The organism is Saccharopolyspora hattusasensis (assembly GCF_050972075.1).
GTDB lineage: Bacteria > Actinomycetota > Actinomycetes > Mycobacteriales > Pseudonocardiaceae > Saccharopolyspora > Saccharopolyspora hattusasensis.
Genome location: NZ_JBPCDC010000001.1, coordinates 275,653 through 292,443 on the forward strand (window position 1 = coordinate 275,653; position 16,791 = coordinate 292,443).

At 70.6% G+C, this 16,791-nt stretch carries 17 protein-coding genes and 1 pseudogene; 9 read left to right on the forward strand and 9 right to left on the reverse strand.

Translation table 11 applies throughout. The annotated features are described in order from the left end of the window. Positions 1 to 4 precede the first annotated feature (4 nt). The 6 genes from ACRXBZ_RS01385 to ACRXBZ_RS01410 all read right to left on the reverse strand — a co-directional run bounded on the left by ACRXBZ_RS01385 (position 5) and on the right by ACRXBZ_RS01410 (position 6,859). Positions 5 to 1,003: a polyprenyl synthetase family protein gene (locus ACRXBZ_RS01385; protein WP_433877397.1), complete on the reverse strand. Its 999-nt coding sequence runs from the start codon at positions 1,001 to 1,003 to the stop codon at positions 5 to 7. Next, a complete protein-coding gene (hpnE, locus tag ACRXBZ_RS01390; protein ID WP_433877398.1) occupies positions 1,000 to 2,361 on the reverse strand; it encodes a hydroxysqualene dehydroxylase HpnE in 1,362 nt (453 codons plus the stop codon). Before hpnE ends, ACRXBZ_RS01385 begins: the two co-directional genes overlap by 4 nt. Then, the gene (gene hpnD, locus ACRXBZ_RS01395; protein ID WP_433877399.1) at positions 2,358 to 3,221 is read right to left on the reverse strand and encodes a presqualene diphosphate synthase HpnD; all 864 of its coding nucleotides are present in this window, start codon (positions 3,219 to 3,221) and stop codon (positions 2,358 to 2,360) included. The genes hpnE and hpnD overlap by 4 nt, the downstream gene beginning before the upstream one ends. Then, positions 3,218 to 4,126 (reverse strand): squalene synthase HpnC, encoded by a 909-nt coding sequence (gene hpnC / locus ACRXBZ_RS01400; protein WP_433877400.1) that lies wholly within the window; start codon positions 4,124 to 4,126, stop codon positions 3,218 to 3,220. The genes hpnD and hpnC overlap by 4 nt, the downstream gene beginning before the upstream one ends. A 531-nt stretch (positions 4,127 to 4,657) precedes the next feature. Further along, entirely contained in the window at positions 4,658 to 5,548 is an 891-nt protein-coding gene (locus ACRXBZ_RS01405) for an oxygenase MpaB family protein (protein WP_433877401.1), read from the reverse strand. Positions 5,549 to 5,665: 117 nt separating this feature from the next. Further along, positions 5,666 to 6,859, reverse strand: a complete 1,194-nt coding sequence (locus ACRXBZ_RS01410) for a dipeptidase (protein WP_433877402.1) — start codon at positions 6,857 to 6,859, stop codon at positions 5,666 to 5,668. Between the two features lie 169 nt (positions 6,860 to 7,028). On the opposite strand from ACRXBZ_RS01410, the gene ACRXBZ_RS01415 reads away from it, so the two are divergent. From ACRXBZ_RS01415 to ACRXBZ_RS01455, 9 genes and pseudogenes are all read left to right on the forward strand, one after another. Next, the gene (locus tag ACRXBZ_RS01415; protein WP_433877403.1) at positions 7,029 to 7,295 is read left to right on the forward strand and encodes a hypothetical protein; all 267 of its coding nucleotides are present in this window, start codon (positions 7,029 to 7,031) and stop codon (positions 7,293 to 7,295) included. Between the two features lie 86 nt (positions 7,296 to 7,381). Further along, positions 7,382 to 8,350: a DUF3048 domain-containing protein gene (locus tag ACRXBZ_RS01420; RefSeq protein ID WP_433877404.1), complete on the forward strand. Its 969-nt coding sequence runs from the start codon at positions 7,382 to 7,384 to the stop codon at positions 8,348 to 8,350. 11 nt (positions 8,351 to 8,361) lie between these two features. Next, positions 8,362 to 9,483 carry a CapA family protein gene (locus ACRXBZ_RS01425; protein WP_433877405.1) on the forward strand — a complete coding sequence of 374 codons (1,122 nt, stop codon included), beginning with the start codon at positions 8,362 to 8,364 and terminating at the stop codon, positions 9,481 to 9,483. A 56-nt stretch (positions 9,484 to 9,539) separates the two neighbouring features. Continuing rightward, positions 9,540 to 9,986 (forward strand): TSCPD domain-containing protein, encoded by a 447-nt coding sequence (locus tag ACRXBZ_RS01430; RefSeq protein WP_433877406.1) that lies wholly within the window; start codon positions 9,540 to 9,542, stop codon positions 9,984 to 9,986. Between the two features lie 195 nt (positions 9,987 to 10,181). Then, entirely contained in the window at positions 10,182 to 10,667 is a 486-nt protein-coding gene (locus tag ACRXBZ_RS01435; protein ID WP_168589075.1) for an NUDIX domain-containing protein, read from the forward strand. Positions 10,668 to 11,106: 439 nt separating this feature from the next. Continuing rightward, positions 11,107 to 11,229 (forward strand): annotated as a pseudogene (locus ACRXBZ_RS01440) (carboxymuconolactone decarboxylase family protein); the annotation flags it as partial. A gap of 139 nt (positions 11,230 to 11,368) precedes the next feature. Continuing rightward, a complete protein-coding gene (locus tag ACRXBZ_RS01445) occupies positions 11,369 to 12,172 on the forward strand; it encodes an IclR family transcriptional regulator (RefSeq protein ID WP_433877407.1) in 804 nt (267 codons plus the stop codon). Between the two features lie 154 nt (positions 12,173 to 12,326). Further along, positions 12,327 to 13,502: an acyl-CoA dehydrogenase family protein gene (locus tag ACRXBZ_RS01450; RefSeq protein ID WP_433877408.1), complete on the forward strand. Its 1,176-nt coding sequence runs from the start codon at positions 12,327 to 12,329 to the stop codon at positions 13,500 to 13,502. A gap of 147 nt (positions 13,503 to 13,649) precedes the next feature. Then, the gene (locus tag ACRXBZ_RS01455) at positions 13,650 to 13,862 is read left to right on the forward strand and encodes a DUF8847 domain-containing protein (protein ID WP_433877409.1); all 213 of its coding nucleotides are present in this window, start codon (positions 13,650 to 13,652) and stop codon (positions 13,860 to 13,862) included. Here ACRXBZ_RS01455 and ACRXBZ_RS01460 read toward each other — a convergent pair. From ACRXBZ_RS01460 to ACRXBZ_RS01470, 3 genes are all read right to left on the reverse strand, one after another. Continuing rightward, entirely contained in the window at positions 13,841 to 14,437 is a 597-nt protein-coding gene (locus ACRXBZ_RS01460) for a GNAT family N-acetyltransferase (RefSeq protein WP_433877410.1), read from the reverse strand. The genes ACRXBZ_RS01455 and ACRXBZ_RS01460 overlap by 22 nt on opposite strands. Beyond that, entirely contained in the window at positions 14,427 to 15,905 is a 1,479-nt protein-coding gene (locus tag ACRXBZ_RS01465; protein WP_433877411.1) for an APC family permease, read from the reverse strand. Before ACRXBZ_RS01465 ends, ACRXBZ_RS01460 begins: the two co-directional genes overlap by 11 nt. A gap of 121 nt (positions 15,906 to 16,026) precedes the next feature. Further along, complete coding sequence (locus tag ACRXBZ_RS01470; protein ID WP_433877412.1) at positions 16,027 to 16,725, reverse strand: GPP34 family phosphoprotein; 699 nt, start codon at positions 16,723 to 16,725, stop codon at positions 16,027 to 16,029. Positions 16,726 to 16,791: the final 66 nt, after the last annotated feature.

Below are 16,791 nucleotides of genomic sequence, written 5' to 3' on the forward strand. Positions count from 1 at the left end.
TCGGTCAAAGCTTCCTCCGTACGATGAACTCGGCCAGCTCGGTCAACGACTCGGTCACGTCGCCATCGGGCAAGTACTCGTCGGCGGCGGCCAGCCGCCGCTCGCACTCCTGGCGGGTCCAGTCCGCCGAGCCGGCCCGCTGCACCATTTCGGCGGCCTCCTGCAGCTGGTCCTCGATGAGCGGTTCGGCCTGCGCGTACAGCCGGTGCAGCCGATCGCCGGCGGCGGTCCCGGAGCTCAGCGCGTGCACGACCGGCACCGACTTCTTGCGGGCCCGCAGGTCGGACAGCACGGGCTTGCCGGTGACGTCGGGGTCGCCCCACAGGCCGAGCAGGTCGTCGACGAGCTGGAAGGCCATCCCCAGTTCGGTGCCGTAGGCGTGCAGCCGGGCCACGGTTTCCCGCGGCGCGCCGACGTGGAGCGCGCCGATGGATGAGGCGCAGGCGAGCAGCGCGGCGGTCTTGTCGTGCGCCATCTGCAGGCATTCGTCGAGCCCGACCTCGGCGCGGCACTCGAAGCCCAGGTCGGCGGCCTGCCCGGCGATCAGGACGCGGGTCGCGATGGACAGCGACCGGGCCGCTGCCGCCGCATGGCGCGACGGCGATTCCAGCAGTATCTCGTTGGACAGCGCCAGCAACGCGTCCCCGGCCAGCAGCGCTGCCGGTTTTCCGAAGACGGTCCACGCGGTCGCCCGGTGGCGGCGGGAGGTATCGCCGTCCATCACGTCGTCGTGCAGCAGGGAGAAGTTGTGCACGAGTTCCACCGCGGCCGCCGCGACGATCGGATCCCCCGCGGTGGCAACGCTGCGCGCGGACAGCAGCACCATCGCCGGCCGCAGGGCCTTCCCGCCACCACCTCCCGGGGAGCCGTCGGCGTCGCTCCAGCCGAAGTGGTACTCGCACACCCGGCGGGTGTCCGGGTCGAGGCGGTTCACTGCGTTGCGCAGCACTGGATCCACCGCCTCCCTGGCGGTTTGCAGGGCTGGTGGCAGAACGGTCGTCATGCGGTCACCTCCACACCATGTTGCGAGCGCTGGTCCAGATCCACTACCTCGGCGGCGCGGGTACCGCTGAGCACCGCTCCCTCCGTCGTGTCGGGCCATCCGGTGGCGGTCCACGCCCCGGCGAGCACCAGGCCGGGCACCGCGGTGCGGGCCTGCGGCCGGAGCGCGGCGGTGCCGGGCGCCTGCCGGAAGGTCGCGCTGGGCTCGCGGGTGACGAAGAAGTCGAGGACCCGCGCGCTGCGGGCGTACGGGAAGACCTGCCGCAGCGCGGGGATGAACAGGTCGTGCAGGTAATCAGTGCGCGCCTGGACGTGCTCTTGCGCGGCGGAAAGCGAGACGGCCAGGTACTGCCCGCGGGGTGCGCCGGAGGTGGCTGTCCGGTCGAAGACCCATTGCACCGGGGAGTCCAGCACGGCGGCCATCTCAAGGCTGGTGACCGGCCGGTCGTAGAGCACGTGAACGTTGACGATCGGTGCCGCGGAGAGCTTCGCCCACGTCGCCACGCCCGGTATGGGGAGGTCCGCCACAAGCGTCGCCGCAGCGCGGTGCGGGACCGCGACGATGACCGAGTCCGCGGTGAGCACCGATTCCCCGGTGTTCTCGCGCACCGGGACCTGAAAACCCGCGCCGGACCGGCGGATCGCCCGGGCCTTGCAGCGGAGGCGGATGCCGACACCCGCTTCCAGCAACGCGCGGTGGGCGGCTTCGCCATGCAATTGTCCCAGCGGCACCCGGGGAATCCCGATGTCGGCGCTGTCGGATGTGTCCAGCACGCCCGTCCGGAACACCTTGGCCGCCAACGCCATCGACGCGTCCGCGGGCTCGGCGTTGAGCGCCGCCAACGCCAACAACCCCCACAGCGCATCGACGGCGCGCGGCGACTCGCCGCGCTGCCTCAGCCACTGCCCGAGGCTGATGTGGTCCAGCGCGGGGTCGGCCGGATCGAGCCGCCGAAGCGCCAGCGCGGTGCGCGCCACCCGCATCCGTTCCGCCGCGGTCAGCATCCGGTATCCCAGCAGCGTCGGGGTCAGGTGTGCCGGTGCCGGGAGGTCCCAGCGGCGCAGCACCGAAGCCTGGCCGCCGGGACTGAGCACCGGGACGTGGAACCGGGGTTGCACGCTGATCGAGTCGGCGACGCCGAGCCGCCGCAGCAGGCCGGTGTAGGCGGTGTAGCAGCGCAGGAAGACGTGCTGCCCGGTGTCCACGACGAGGTCGCCGCGTACGAAGGAGTAAGTCGCGCCGCCCAGCCTGGGGCGCGTCTCCAGCAGCTCGACCTCGAATCCCAGTTCGGCGCAGCGCAGCGCCGCCGTCACCCCGGCCAGCCCGCCGCCGACCACCACCACGCGCCCCCGGCTCACGGTGCCATCCCCGCCAGCGACCGCGCCGCGACGCCCGCTTTCCGCCAGCCGGACAGCGAGGTCCGCTGGTGCAGCGCGGCACGCGGGTCGGCGGCGATGCGGGCCAGCAGTTCGTGGTAGATGCCCGCCATCGACGCGCAGCACGCCCGGCTGCGCCGGTCGAGCATCGGCAGCAGCCGAAGCCCTTCGGCGTACCATTGCTCGGCGCGGGCGGCCTGGAAGCGGATCAGCCGGTCCCACCTCTCCGGGTCCTCGACCCGCCCGTTGCCCGGCTCCAGCCGAACGCCGAACCTCTCGAGGTCCTCGGCAGGCAGGTAGACCCGCCCGGCCAGCTGGTCCTCCTGGATGTCGCGCAGGATGTTGGTCAGCTGCAGCGCGACACCGAGCGCGTCCGCGCGTCGCTCGGCCGTGGGCGGGTCGATGGTGCCGAACACGCCCAGTGCCAGCCGTCCGATCGATCCGGCCACGCAGCGGCAGTAGTGCAGCAGCTCCTCGAAGGTGCCGTAGCGCACGCCGCGGACATCGGCCTCGCAGCCGTCGATGAGCTCGTCGAAGGCGGCCAGTGGCACCGGCAGGCGCGCCGCCGAGTCCGCCAGCGCCACCAGCACCGGGTCGGCGGCGCCGATGCTCGCCGCGTGGATCGCCTCGCGGGCCTGCTTCAGGCTGCGCAGCTTCTTCTCGCGCGGCAGGTCGCCGTCGCCGATGTCGTCCACGCGGCGGGCGAAGGCGTAGACCGCCGACAGCGCCCGCCGCTTCGGGCCGGGCAGCAGCCGGATCCCGTAGGAGAAGTTTCGCGCCTGTTCCCGGGTGATGCGCTCGCACTCCAGGTAGGCGTCCCGGATCCAGACCCAATCGGTCACCAAATGCCTCCCAACACGTACAACCGCCCCCATTCGGCGAAGGTCCGCCCCCGCCCCGGCCGCACGTCGAAGCCGAGCGGATCGTGCTTTGCCGCAGCGAACGCGGCCGCCGTGGCACGTCCGCCCGCGACATAACCGGCCACCGCTATCCGGGCCATCCCGGACAGCTCCCCGACCAGCGGCGCGCCGGCGTCGAGCATCCGGCGCGCGCGGTCCACTTCGTACTTCACGAGCCCGCATAGCATCGTCGAGGCGCGGTCGGCGACCAGTTCCGGTTCCTCGCAGCCGAAGCGCTGCATGTCGTCGGTCGGCAGATACACCCGATCCTGGCGGTAGTCCTCGGCGATGTCCTGGCAGTGCTCCAGGATCTGCAGCGCGCTGCAGATCCGGTCGGACAGCGTGATCAGCGCGGGTTCGGCCCGCCCGAAGACGTGCAGCACCGCTTCCCCGACCGGGTTCGCGGACAGGGCGCAGTAGTCGAGCAGGTCCGGGAAGCTGCGGTAGCGCCGGACCTGCTGGTCCTGCCGGTTGGCGTCGATCAACTTGACCAGCACCTCGTGCGGAATGGCACACTCGGCGACCGTCGGTGTCAGCGCACGCAGCATCGGAATCCGAGCCGTTCCCTGGTAGGCGCGCTTGAGATCGATTTCGAGGAAGTCGAGCAGCGCCCCGCGGTTGCCGGGAGCCTCGTCCCCGGCGTAATCGACCAGCCGGAAGAAGCCGTACAGGGCGTGCAGGTGCCGCCGCAGCCCGCGCGGCAGGATCCGGGCGGCGACCGGGAAGTTCTCCGACCGCATCCGGGCGAGCACCGCGGCACTCCGCGGAAAATCACCCGAACGCGGCAACCCGTCCGAGTTTTCGGAATCCCCGCCGGACATCGCGCTATCAGGCAGCGACAAAACCATCGAACCCTCCTCCTATCCCCGCCGACCAGGAGGCGCATTCGGCATCGTATGAGCACCTATGCCGCTCCGCAGGGCGAGCCACGATGCACCGAGGTTTCCCATGATTCGTAACGTTGTTCGACCAGAAGACCATCTTGGTCTACATAGGACGCGGGGACGGTCATCACGGTGGACCGGACGGGCCGCCGAGCCCGCTCCGACCGAACCTACACAACGTCAACAATCCGCCGGTCACAGCCGCTGCGGCACCGATTCCCTTGCACCGACAATCGGGTGGCGTACATTGACATCCGGGCAACAACCCAAGACCGTTGTCCGCACTCTCTCACGTCCCCCAGGCGGTCGCCCGGCGGCCGTCCGGCCAGGGCCGCAACTCGCGGGTGTCCACATCGGACATCGCCAGGACCGTGGGGTGGCCCGGCCGCTGACCAGCTCTAACCGGCGATCACGGGGACCAGGTGGGCGCGAGCGAAGGCTCGGGACCGCGCGTCGTCCTCCGCCGGGATGCAGCCATGCGGAGTGAGCAGCATGTCACGTGGGCACCGGGCAGGTTTGCTTCGCCCGGCTCTTGGCCTGGTAGCGGTGGAACGAGTCCGGCCCGAGGTCGGCGATCTCGTAACCGTCCGGATAGGACATCGGATCGGGCCCGACCGGGCGGGAATCCGGCCGGACCGGCCCCACGCGCACGAGCTCGGCGCGCACTTTCAGCGCAGCCTCGGCGGCCTTGCGGCCGGCGTTCCCGACCTGCGGGAAGCCGAAGGCGGTCAGCAGGTGCGGCTCCATCAGGAACCGCGCCGCCCGCGCCACGGCCGGGGATAGCAACCGCGGATACCAGGAGCCGAACAGGTCCAGCGTCGCGTCGGCGACCCGGCGGCCGCCCGCGTCGAACGCGAAGTGCTCGCGCTCGTAGTCGTCGAAGAGCCGTTCGAACTCCGCGTAAGTCTCCGGGATTCCGGAGAGCTTCATGCCCTCACCGAGCCGCCGCATGGTGTTGGTCAGCGCCCGCACCTCGCGCGGGTGCAGCTTCCGCCAGCCGAACTGCTCGATCCAGCGCACCGGCGTCACCACGAACGTCGACAGCGTGTAGGCGTAGTCGTCGTTGCTGATCCTGTACCGGCCGTGGATGGCGTTGAGCTGTTCCAGCGCCTGCCGCCCGCGGTCGCTGGTGGTGCCCCAGTGGAAGATCTCGTAGAGGACGAGCACGGTGTCGTCGTAGCGCTTCTGAGCGGACCGGGTGAATTCGCCGGTGTGGTCCAGCAGCCGGCCGATGCGGGGCACCGCGTAGGTTCGGAACAGCGCGAACTCCAGGGCCTTGGTGATGTCCCAGGGGAATTCGTACTCGGCGAGCAGTCGGTAGATCTCCTCGCAGTCGCGATCGGGATCGAGCGCGAGGATCCGCTCCAGCCGGTCGAAACGCCTCATTGCGCAGCACCTCGTCCCGGGCCGTGTTCGATTGCCGCGACCGTAGCCAGCGGTGAGACAGCTGGTCAACAACCGTCTCACCGTCTCGCCCGACCGGCCTAGCGGATCAGCTCCGCATCAGCCGTCCAGCTGATCGATGGTCGCGATCGAGGGGCGTTCGGTTCGCTGGAGATCGCGGGCCACGTGCTCCGCGTCGCGGAGCACGCGCACGGCGTTGTGCCAGGTGAGCTTGGCGAGGTCGGCCTCGGACCAGCCCCGGGTGATCAGCTCCGCGACCAGGTTCGGGTACCCGGCGACGTCGTCCAGGCCCTGCGGGGTGAAGGCGGTGCCGTCGTAGTCGCCGCCGATGCCGATGTGGTCGATGCCCGCGACATCGCGCATGTGGTCGAGGTGGTCGGCCACGGTTCCGGCGGTGGCCACCGGCCGCGGATTTGCGGCCTCGTACACCCGCAGCGCCTCCAGTGCCTCGGGCGTCGTGTCCAGCGGATCGAAGCCCTGCTCCCTCAGCACGTCCTGGGCCCGCTTGCTCCATTCGATCGCCTCAGGAAGCACGAACTGCGGCACGAAGGTCGCCATCGCAACGCCACCGTTGGCGGGCAGCGCGGCCAGCACGTCGTCAGGGATGTTGCGCGGATGGTTGCAGACTGCCCGTGCCGAGGAGTGCGAGAAGATCACCGGGGCCCGGGTGGCACCCAGCGCGTCCCGCATGGTGTCGGGGGCGACGTGCGAGAGGTCCACCAGCATGCCCAGCCGGTTCATCTCGCGCACCACCTCGACGCCGAAGCGGGTCAGGCCCTTCGCGGCCGGTTCGTCGGTGGCCGAGTCCGCCCACGGCACGTTGTCGTTGTGGGTCAGCGTGAGGTAGCGGACGCCCAGTTCGTGCAGGGCGCGCAAGGTGGCCAGCGAACACGCGATGGAGTGGCCGCCCTCGGCGCCCATCAGCGAGGCGATGCGGCCGTTGGCGCGGGCGGCCTCCAACTCGTCGGCGGTGCGCGCGAGCTGCAGGTGTTCGGGGTAGCGCGCGACGAGGGCGCGCACGCAGTCGATCTGCTCGATCGTGGCGCTGACCGCCTTGTCGCCCTGGTACTCGGCCTTGACGTAGACCGACCAGAACTGGCCGCCGACGCCGCCGGCGCGCAGCCGGGCCAGGTCGGTGTGCAGCCGCGCCGACTGGTCCTGGGCGATGTCGCGGCGGTCCAGGTCGTAGCCGACCTGCTCGCGCAGCGCCCAAGGCAGGTCGTTGTGCCCGTCGATCACCGGGTGCTCGGCGAGCAGCGTCCGTGCCCGCACCAGCGCGGCTTTGTCGGTCATCTCCACACCCCAATCTCCCGAGATCATCCCATCGGGTGAACCCGATGCGGCGAGCATATCCGGCGTCGAACGGCCCCGGCCGCCAGGCGCATCGGCGCCGGCCGCCAGGCGCATCGGCGCCGCCACTGATCGAATCGACGAATCCCGTCCCGGGCCGCACCATCAAGCCATGGACCACATCCCCAGGCAGCAGGACGGCAACGATCTGCCCACGGTGCTCGCCGAGTACGGGCACCTGGCGGCGCAGTTGCCGAGCGCCTCCCGTCGCCGCGCCGAGGCGCTGCGTGCCCGCCTGGCGGAGCTGGACATACTGATCGACGAGCACATCGCCCGCCTGACCCCGCACCAGTTTCCACCCGACGCGGAGGACGCCAGCCACCAGCCGCCAGCCGCCAGCCGCCAGCGTGGGTTCCGTGAGCGGTTTCGGGCGCTATAGCACCGAAAAACACGCACGGAGCGCAGCCGCAGAAGTGAACCCGTCGCGGGCGTAGCCTGGAACCCGGAGGGATTCCGGGAGAAATCATGCGGCGCGAGCACATGCGCGTGCTGTTCGCAGCGGCGCTGATTCTGCTCGCGGTGTTCGGCATGGCCGCCTGCGGCCTGTTCTCGACGCCGCGCGCCGGGTACCCCTCGCGGCCGGAATCCCCGCCTCCCGCCAGCACCACCCCCGCCCCCGCTCCGCCTCCGGGCCCGGCGGTGCTCGCGGTGAAGGTCGACAACGTGTCCGAAGCCCGGCCGCCGGTCGGCATCGGCGCCGCTGACGTGGTCTACGTCGAACCGGTAGAGGGCGGCTACAGCCGCCTGCTAGGGATCTTCGCGTCGCACCAGCCGCCGGAGATCGGGCCGGTGCGCAGCGCCCGGGAGACCGATGCGGAACTGCTCCCCCAGTTCGGGCACCCGACGCTCGCGTATTCCGGCGCGGCGCCCGAGCTGCTGCCGCTCATCGCGGCGGCACCGGTGACCGACGCCTCCGACGCGCACCAGCCCGCAGCCTTCACCCGCGACGAGTCGCGGCCCGTCCCGCACAACCTGTTCGTCGACCCTTCGAAGTTGCCGCCCGGCGCGCCGTGGCCCGGCCAGAACCGGCTCACCCCCGGCCCCGCCCCTGGCGGCGGGACCCCGACGGGCCACTACGAGGTCACCTTCCCGTCCGCCACCGTCGGCTTCGACTGGTCCGCTGGGGAGCAGCGGTGGCTGGTGTCGATGGACGGGGCCCCGTACGCGGCCGTCGACAGCGGCCGGCTCGGCCCGCCGACCGTGGTGATCGAGCGGGTCAAGGTCCGTGAGTCGGCGATCCACGACGTCGCGGGGAACCCCTCGCCGATCGCCGAGACGGTCGGCAGCGGCCCGGTCACCGTGCTCCGCGACGGGCGGGCGTTCAACGGCACCTGGTCCCGGCCCGCCCCGGACGCAGCCGCCACCTACGCCGGGCCTTCGGGCGAGGCGCTGCTGCCCGCGGCCGGTCAGGTGTGGATCGTGCTGACGCCGTGAGGGGGCGCGGGATGGATTTGATCCGGCTTTTCCTCTGCGGCGACGTGATGCCCGGCCGTGGCGTCGACCAGATCCTGCCGCACCCCGGCAACCCCGTCCTGCACGAGCAATACCTGCGGGACGCGCGCAGTTACGTCGCGGCGGCCGAAGCGCGCAACGGTCCGATCAGCAGCCCGGTCGGCTTCGGCTGGCCCTGGGGCGGTGCGCTGCGCGCCCTCGACTCGACCGCGCCGGACGTGCGGGTGATCAACCTCGAATCCAGCATCACCGGCGGGGGCGAGTTCGCCCCGGACAAGGGCGTGCACTACCGGATGAACCCGGCGAACGTGGATTGCCTGCGCGCCGCTCGGCCGGACGTGTGCAGCCTGGCCAACAACCACATCCTGGACTTCGGCCGCCAAGGACTGGCCGACACGCTCGACGCGCTGTCGGGGGCGGGCCTGCGCTGGGTCGGCGCCGGGCACGACGCCGACGAAGCGCACCGGCCGGCGGTGATCGGCACCCCGAACGGTCGGGTCGTGGTCTTCGGTTACGGTGCCGAGTCCAGCGGCATCCCGGCGAGCTGGGCGGCGACCGCGAACCGGTCGGGCGTGAACTTCTTGCCCGACCTCTCCGATCGCTGGGCCGCCGGGATCACCGGCGAGATCCGGGAGCGGACCCGACCCGGCGACATCGTGGTCGTCTCGCTGCACTGGGGCACGAACTGGCAGTACCACGTCGGCGCCGACCAGGTCCGCTTCGCACACCGGCTGATCGACGGCGGGGTGCACGTGGTACACGGGCATTCCTCGCACCACCCGCGGCCGATCGAGATCTACCGCAACCGGCTCGTGCTCTACGGCTGCGGCGATTTCATCGACGACTACGAGGGCATCCCGGGCTACGAGCAGTACCGGGACGACCTGCGCCTGCTGTTCTTCGCGTCGCTGGCGCCCTCCGGTGACCTCGTCGACCTGCGCATGCTGCCGATGCAGGCCAGGCGGATGCGCCTGCACCCGGCCTCGGCCGCCGACGCCGAATGGCTGTGCGCCACGTTGGCCCGGATCAGCGCCGGTTTCGGCACCTCCGTCGAGCTGTCGAACAGAACGCTGCACGCGAGCCGCCGCCCGAGCGCATCACCGGCGCAGCACTGAGGTACGGTCCCGCATTGTCCATAAAGGACGACCGATCCGAAGGAGCGCCTCCCGGCATGGCCCGCACCGACGTCGCCCCGGCGCGCTCGCGCCGGATCATCCGGATGGACCAGAGCGTGGCGTGGCAGCACCCGCCGCGCCGCCGCCGCGGCTACACGGTCCGCTTCGACATCGGCGGCGTCACGGGCCATCTGACCACCAACGCCTATCCGGACGGCAAGCTCGGCGAGGTCTGGGTGAGCGTCGACCGGCAGGGCAGCCCGCTCAGCGGCTTCCTGGACAGCTTGTCGGCCGCCGTGTCGCTGGGCCTGCAGCATGGGGTGCCACTGGAGAAGTACGTGGCGAGGTACGCGGGCATGCAGTTCGAACCGCGCGGCCCGGTGACCGACCCGGACATCGAGTACGCCCACTCGCTCCCCGACTACGTCTTCCGCCGCCTCGCCCTCGACTACCTCGACGCCTCGACCTGCGCAGAACTCGGCATCCGCAGCGAATGCCGTTGAGTGCCGCACGTGCACGAGGTGCTGCCGATCGGGACGCGGCCCGTGGCCTGTGCTCCGGTCCGGCGGGCAAGGTCGTGCGGGATTCGGGCAAGGTCGTGCGGGATTTCAGTTGAGCCGCCGCGCGGCGTTCGGGGGATTCCGCTGGTTCCTCGGTTAAGGTGATCTTTTCCAGCACCGTGGAAGGGATCCGCAGCGATGCCCAAGTTCACCTGGCACACCAACGCTGTGCCCGAGGGCCTGCCGGTGCGGCAGGTGTACGGGTTCCTGTTCGTCCCGGACGGGCGGCTGCTGATCCGCCTCGACGGCAACAAGCACTCGCTGCCGGGCGGTCGACCGGAGCCCGGCGAGGCCGAGTATGTCGACATCCTGCGCCGGGAGACCATGGAAGAGGTCACCGTCGATATCGGCGAACCGCACTACCTGGGCTACCAGTGCGTGGACGACGGCATCTCGCCGTACGCCCAGGTCCGGATGGCCGCGCTGATCACCACAGTGCACCCGTCGGAGCCCGACCCAGACAGCGGACGAATCTACCGGCGGCTGCTGGTCCACCCGGGCAAGGCCGGCGACCTGCTCGCCTGGGGCGAGACCGGTTACCAGCAGGCGACCGCCGCCGCCGACGCGGCGGTCAACGTCTTCGAGCTGCCCTGCTCCGGCCTGCCCGAGACTGGCTACCTCTGACCGACCGGAGCGCACGCTCGCACTTCCGCCGGTAGATCCGGCCAGCAGCCTTGGCCATCGCGCCTCACGCGCGGGGCCTTCCACGCCGCGAGCAGTCGTGGCCGCGCTCTGCCCGTTTCGGGCCTCCGACCTGGCGAAACCACGATTCCGTCCTTGACCGGTTGCCGTCGAACGCCGTACCGTTCGTAGAAAGCACAGACGTTCACTATGCGAACGGCGAGGAGGTCAGGGTGGCACGCATCCTGCAGCTCGACTCCTGGACCTCTTCACGAGGAGCCTGTGACGCCCGACCGCCTCGGCAACGAAACCCGGCACGCGCAGGGCATGCAGGTGCGCCGGCAGGTCCTCGGCGACGAGAACGTGGACCGGTGCCAACGCCAAGATCACCCCGTTCACCGAGGGCTTCCAGGATTTCATCACCCGCTACGCGTGGGGCGACCTGTGGAGCGGCGACGGCGTCGACCGGCAGACCCGCAGCGTGCTGACGCTGGCGATCCTGGCGGCGGTGGGCTGCGAGGATGAGGTCGCGATGCACGTGAAGGCCGCCCGCCGCAACGGCGTGCCGCCGGAGCACAGCCGCGAGATGCTGATGCACGTCGCGATCTACGCCGGGGCACCCGAGCGAACAGCGCCTTCGCGATCGCCAATACGATCCTGGGCGAAGAGCAGAACGACTGATCGCCCGAGAGCAGGAGATCACCATGGAGCCCGTGTCCGACACGAGCGGTGGTTACGTCCAGTCGCTGGCGCGTGGGCTCCTGGTGATCCGCGCGTTCAACGAGTCACACCCGGAGATGACGCTGTCCGAGGTCGCCCGCGCGACCGACATGTCGCGCGCGGCGGCCCGCCGGTTCCTGCACACCCTGGTGCACCTCGGCTACGTGTGGACCGACGGGCGGATCTTCGCGCTGACCCCGCGCGTGCTGGAGCTGGGCTTCGCCTACCTGTCCAGCGTGTCGCTGCCGGAGATCGCCCAGCCCTACCTGGAACGGCTGGTGGCGGAGGTGCACGAGTCGGCGTCGGTGTCGGTGCTGGACGGCCCGGACATCGTCTACATCGCCCGCGTGCCCACCTCACGGATCATGACGGTGTCGATCAACATTGGCACCCGCTTCCCCGCCTACGCCACTTCGATGGGCCGGGTGATCCTCTCCGACCTCGGCCCCGCCGAGCTGGACGACTATCTGTCCGAAGTGGACTTGGAGCCGCTGGGCCCGCACACCATAACGACTCCGGCGGAGTTGAAGGCCGAGCTGGCGCGCATCCGCGAGCAGGGCTGGGCGCTGGTGGACCAGGAGCTGGAGGCGGACCTGCGCTCGATCGCGGCGCCGATCCGGGACCGCTCGAACCGGGTGGTCGCGGCCGTGAACATCTCCTCGCACGCCTCCCGCAGCAGCCCCGAGGACGCGCGCCAGAACCTCCTGCCGCCGCTACTGACGACCGCGGCCCGGATCGGCGCCGACCTCGCCGTCGCACCGACCTCCCGCGCGGTCGGGCGAGGCTGATCGCGACCATCACATTCCCCATACCCTGAACACATTCCACCAAACGGTCCACAACCCCGAGTCCAGGCTGAGGCAGTTGCGGACCGGGCCTCCCTTCCAGGTCGCGCTCCGTGCACACTGATCATCGAGATCAGTGATTTTTGAGGAGCCGAGCATGGGGACCGACGAGCGGGTGGATCTCCTCGATCGGGCGGCGGCACTGCGGCCGCTACTGGAACAACACCGCGCCGAGGGCGAGCAGGAACGCAGGCTCGCCGACCAGTCGATCGCCGCGCTCGATGAGGCCGGCCTGTTCCGCGCGTGGGTGCCGCGCCGGTTCGGCGGCCTGGAAACCGACCTGCGCACCGTCATGGACGCCACCGCCGAGGTAACCCGGGGCGACGCCGCGGCGGGCTGGCTGGTGCTGATCCTCGGCTGCGGCGACTGGCTCACCGGCCTGTTCCCCGACCAGGCCCAAGAAGAGGTCTTCGGCACCGACCCGGATACCAAGGTGTGCCAGGTACTCGCGCCGAAGGCCGCAGCCCGGCGTGTCGACGGCGGCTGGGAGGTCAGCGGCAACTGGGCGCCGGCGTCCGGCAGCCTGCACTCGGGCTGGGCCATGCTTGGCATGACGTTACCGGAGCACGATGAGCCAGCGGGTGCCGCGTTCGGCCTGATCCCGATGAACGAGCTGCGTGTCAAAGACACCTGGTTCACCCTCGGCATGCGCGGGACCGGCAGCAACCTGCTGATCGGCGAGAACGTGTTCGTCCCCGACCACCGCGTGCTGCGCCGGGAACCGGCGACGCGAGGCGTGTTCCCGCGCGAGCTCAACGATTCCCCACGCTACCGCACCGCCCTGGTCCCAACGCTGGCCACCTTCCTGATCGCCCCGCTGCTCGGCATGGCCGAGGAAGCGCTCGCGCACGTGCTGTCCCAGGCCGACCACAAGGGCATCGCGTTCACCAGCTACAAACGCCAGCGCGATTCGACCGCGTTCCAGCTGGCCGTGGCGGAGGCGTCGACGAAGATCGATGTCGCGCGGCTGATCGCGCACCGGTCGGCGGCCGTGGTGGACGGCCACGCGCTGTCCGGAACCCATCCGGACTACCTGGAGCGCGCCCGGCTGCGGCAGCACTCCAGCCACGCGGTGCGGCAGTGCCGCGAGGCCGTCGACGACCTCGTCTCCGCCTACGGCGCGGCGGCGCTGTCCGAATCGGACCCGCTGCACGCCATCCTGCGCGACATCCAGACCGCCAGCCGGCACGCGCTCGCGCACCCGGCCAGCAGCGCCGAGCTTTTCGGCCGCGCGCTGCTTGGCGTCGAACCCAACATCACCGAGATGATCTGACAATCGACTCCCCGCCAGACCACACGATTCAGTGACAGCCGGAACCGAGTTCCGCGCGCCGCTGTCGAAGAAGTGTCGTCGCCGATCGAGGCGCCGATCACGGCAGTGTTGGTCGAGGCAGTACTTGGTCGAGCGAAGGAGATTCGCGTGGCAGAGATCCGGGTCCGGCTGCGCGGTGGGCCGGAGGACGGTCACGAGGTCGCCGTTTCCGCGGACGTGGCAGGCAAACCGGTCCCGCGCATCACGTTGCCCGCGCGGGCCCGCAACGCCCAGGCCGTACCGCCGCTGCTGATCTACGAGCGCGGCCGCAAGGGACCGGACGGGACCTGGGAATTCGACTACGTCGGAGCGGAGACCTGACCGTCGCGGCCGCGACGAGGGCGCCACATCGGGTAGAGGTGGGGGCCTTCGTCGGGGAGAATTATCGGGGCGCCGAGGGGTTCGAAGCCCAAGCGGAGGTAGAGGTTTCGGCTTCGGGGGCTGCTGGCCTCCAGGTAGGATGGCACGCCGTCTGCGTCCAATCGCCGGAGGGTTTCGCCGAGTTCTCGGGAGCCGACGCCGGTACCCTGCACCGCGGGATCGACACCGATCAGGGCCAGGTACTCGTGGGGTTCGCGCGGGTGGCGTTCCGCACTCAGGGCACCGAACTCCCGGAACCGGTGCGCGCGGGGTCCCGCCAGCTCCAACAGGCGTTGGACGCCTGCTTCGTCGAGCATGTCCGGCGGTCCAGTGCGCGCCGAAAGCCAGACCTGGACCGCGAGATCGTCCTCGCCGGTGATCACGCGACCGGCCGTTTCGGTGTGCGCTAGCACCATCGCGAACCACTCGCGGTACACGTGGTGCCGGTGCTCCTGGTCGGGTACCAGCCACTGGGCGAAGGCGTCGTCGCCGAAGGCCCGCAGCAGCGTGCGCACCCGCGCGTCCTCAGTGGACATCGGACGGCTCCTTGTCGATCTGGACCGTGGTGGCGCGGGCGCCCATCCCGATCCGCGCGTACGCCCGCGGTCGGGCCCGCTTCAGCACCGCGCCCCAGATCGCGCCGAGCACGAGCACGACCAGGAAGCCCAGCGGCAGAATCCAGGCCGCCGGGTCGCCGTCGTCCACGCCGAGCACAGTGCCGAACGACGCCACCGTCAGGAACAGCACCATCGCGAGTACTAGTGCGGCGAGTGCCGGTGCGACGGTGGTCCGCCACCTGCCGTGCCCGTGGTCGCGCTCGCGGATGAAGTAGCCGACCACCGCAACCGAGGTGAGCAGGACCAGCGTCAGCACGCCGAGCGCGCCGAGCGACGCTCCCCAGAAAAACAGGTAGGTGATCGGGTCCAAGCCGATGATCGCCACCAGCGCCACCACGACCATCGCGATCGCGGTGGTGGTCACCGAGCCCGCCGCCGGGGCCGAGGTGCGCGAGCTGGTCGTCCCCCACCAGTGCAGGCCGACGCCTTCCCTGCCCAGCGCGAAGAAGTACCGGGCGCAGACGTGGTGGAACGACAGCGTCCCGGCGAACAGGCTCGTCACGTACAGCGCCGAGCCGATGGTCACCACCGCGTCCGGCAGCCGCTCCCCGGCGAGCACGAAAAGCAGTTCCGTGGAGTGGGTTCCGGCCTGCGAAACGATGTTGCCCGGGCCGGTGGCCACCGTCATCGCCCAGGTCGACAGCGAGTACAAGCCGCCGATGATCACCAGCGAGATGTAGGTCGCGTAGATCACCGTGCGCGGGCTCTTCGCCTCCTCGGCCAGTACCGTGGAGTTCTCGAACCCGATGAACCCGGTGAAGGCGATCACCAGGATTACCCCGGCCGCGCTGGTGATCAGCTGGTCGGGGTTGAGCGTGTCCAGCACGACCCCGCTTTCCGACGGCGCTGACACGAACGCCGCGTCGAAGATCAGGATGATCGCTACCTCGGCGAGCAGCAGCACGCCCAGCACGCGCCCGTTGACGTCGATGCGCAGCACGCCGAGCAGCGCGATCACCGCCAGGCCGATGGCGGCGAGCAGCCACCACGACACCGAGACGCCGCTGACCTGCCGCACGAAGCCGGACGCACCGACCCCGAAACCTCCGGCCAGGCTGGTCAGGATCATCAGGTAGGAGACCAGCGCGACCCCACCGGCCGCGGTCCCGGTCACCCTGCCCAGCCCCTTGGCGACGTAGGCGTAGAACGCGCCCGCGTTCGCCACGTGCTGGGACATCGTTACGTAGCCGATCGCGAACAGCCCGAGGACCAGCGCGATCGCCAGGTAGCCCAGCGGGATCCCGGTCACCCCGGAGACCGCGAACCCGCTGACCGCGCCGCCGCCGACCACCGTTTCCGGTGCCGCGGCTGCGACGGTGAAGAACACGATCGACGTCACGCCCAAGCGGGCGCGAGCCAGGGCGGCGGACACTTTGGACGGGGGCAACAGCTCGCTCCTAACGGGGATAATCGGTTCTCTTTGCGTGGCGGTGCGAGTTCCGCGCTTGGCGCCTCCTGGCGTCACGGTGCCGTGGAACGGGCGCGACCTCCCGGTTCGGCCACGTCGCTCAGTGCCTCGGGGTGATCGCGGCCTGCCCGCGGGCGGCACCGACCTCGTTGATCAGGCTGCGCAGCGCTCCCGGGATGCGCGGCTCCCAGGACTCCATTCGGTACTCGCCCTGCCGCGCGATGTGCTTGGGGAGCCGGATCTGGCGCAGCACCCCGGTTTCCCGCAGCAGCAGCGCCAGGGAGATCTCGGCGATCCGGGAAGGGACGGTGATCATGCCGCTGCCGCCGGCGGTTTCGACGCTGGTGAACAGCGCCTCCAGGTCCGCTTCCGGCTTGCTGACGCCGTCCTCGGCGAACTGCCACGCCGCGGCAGTGCCGCCGCGCCAGCCGCCCGACACCGGCACCTCCCGCAGCACGTCGATGATGGTCAGCCGGGCGCGTACCTTCTCGGTGGCGGTCTGGCCCAGGTACTCCAGCCAGGTCCGCATGTCGTGGCCCGACTCCTGGCGGACCTCCCGCAGGATCGTCCAGGACAGGAAATCCGGGCAGCGTCCCTTGCCGCTGGGCCGGACGCTGGGGGTCACCGCGATCTCCTCTTCCAGGATCAGCTCCGCCAGCAGCGCGCCGGCGCAGCCCAGCGCCACCAGCGCGCCGTCGACCCTGGCGGAGAGGCGCTGCTCGCCGGTGTGCGCGGCGAGGAAGAACCGGTCTGCCACGCGCAGCGGGATGCGTGCGGGCTCCTGCCCGGAAACCGTCAACGGCCACCCCCGGCCGAAGTGCCGATCAACACGCGGTCGCTCCCGTCCGACGCTGCGCCATGCCCT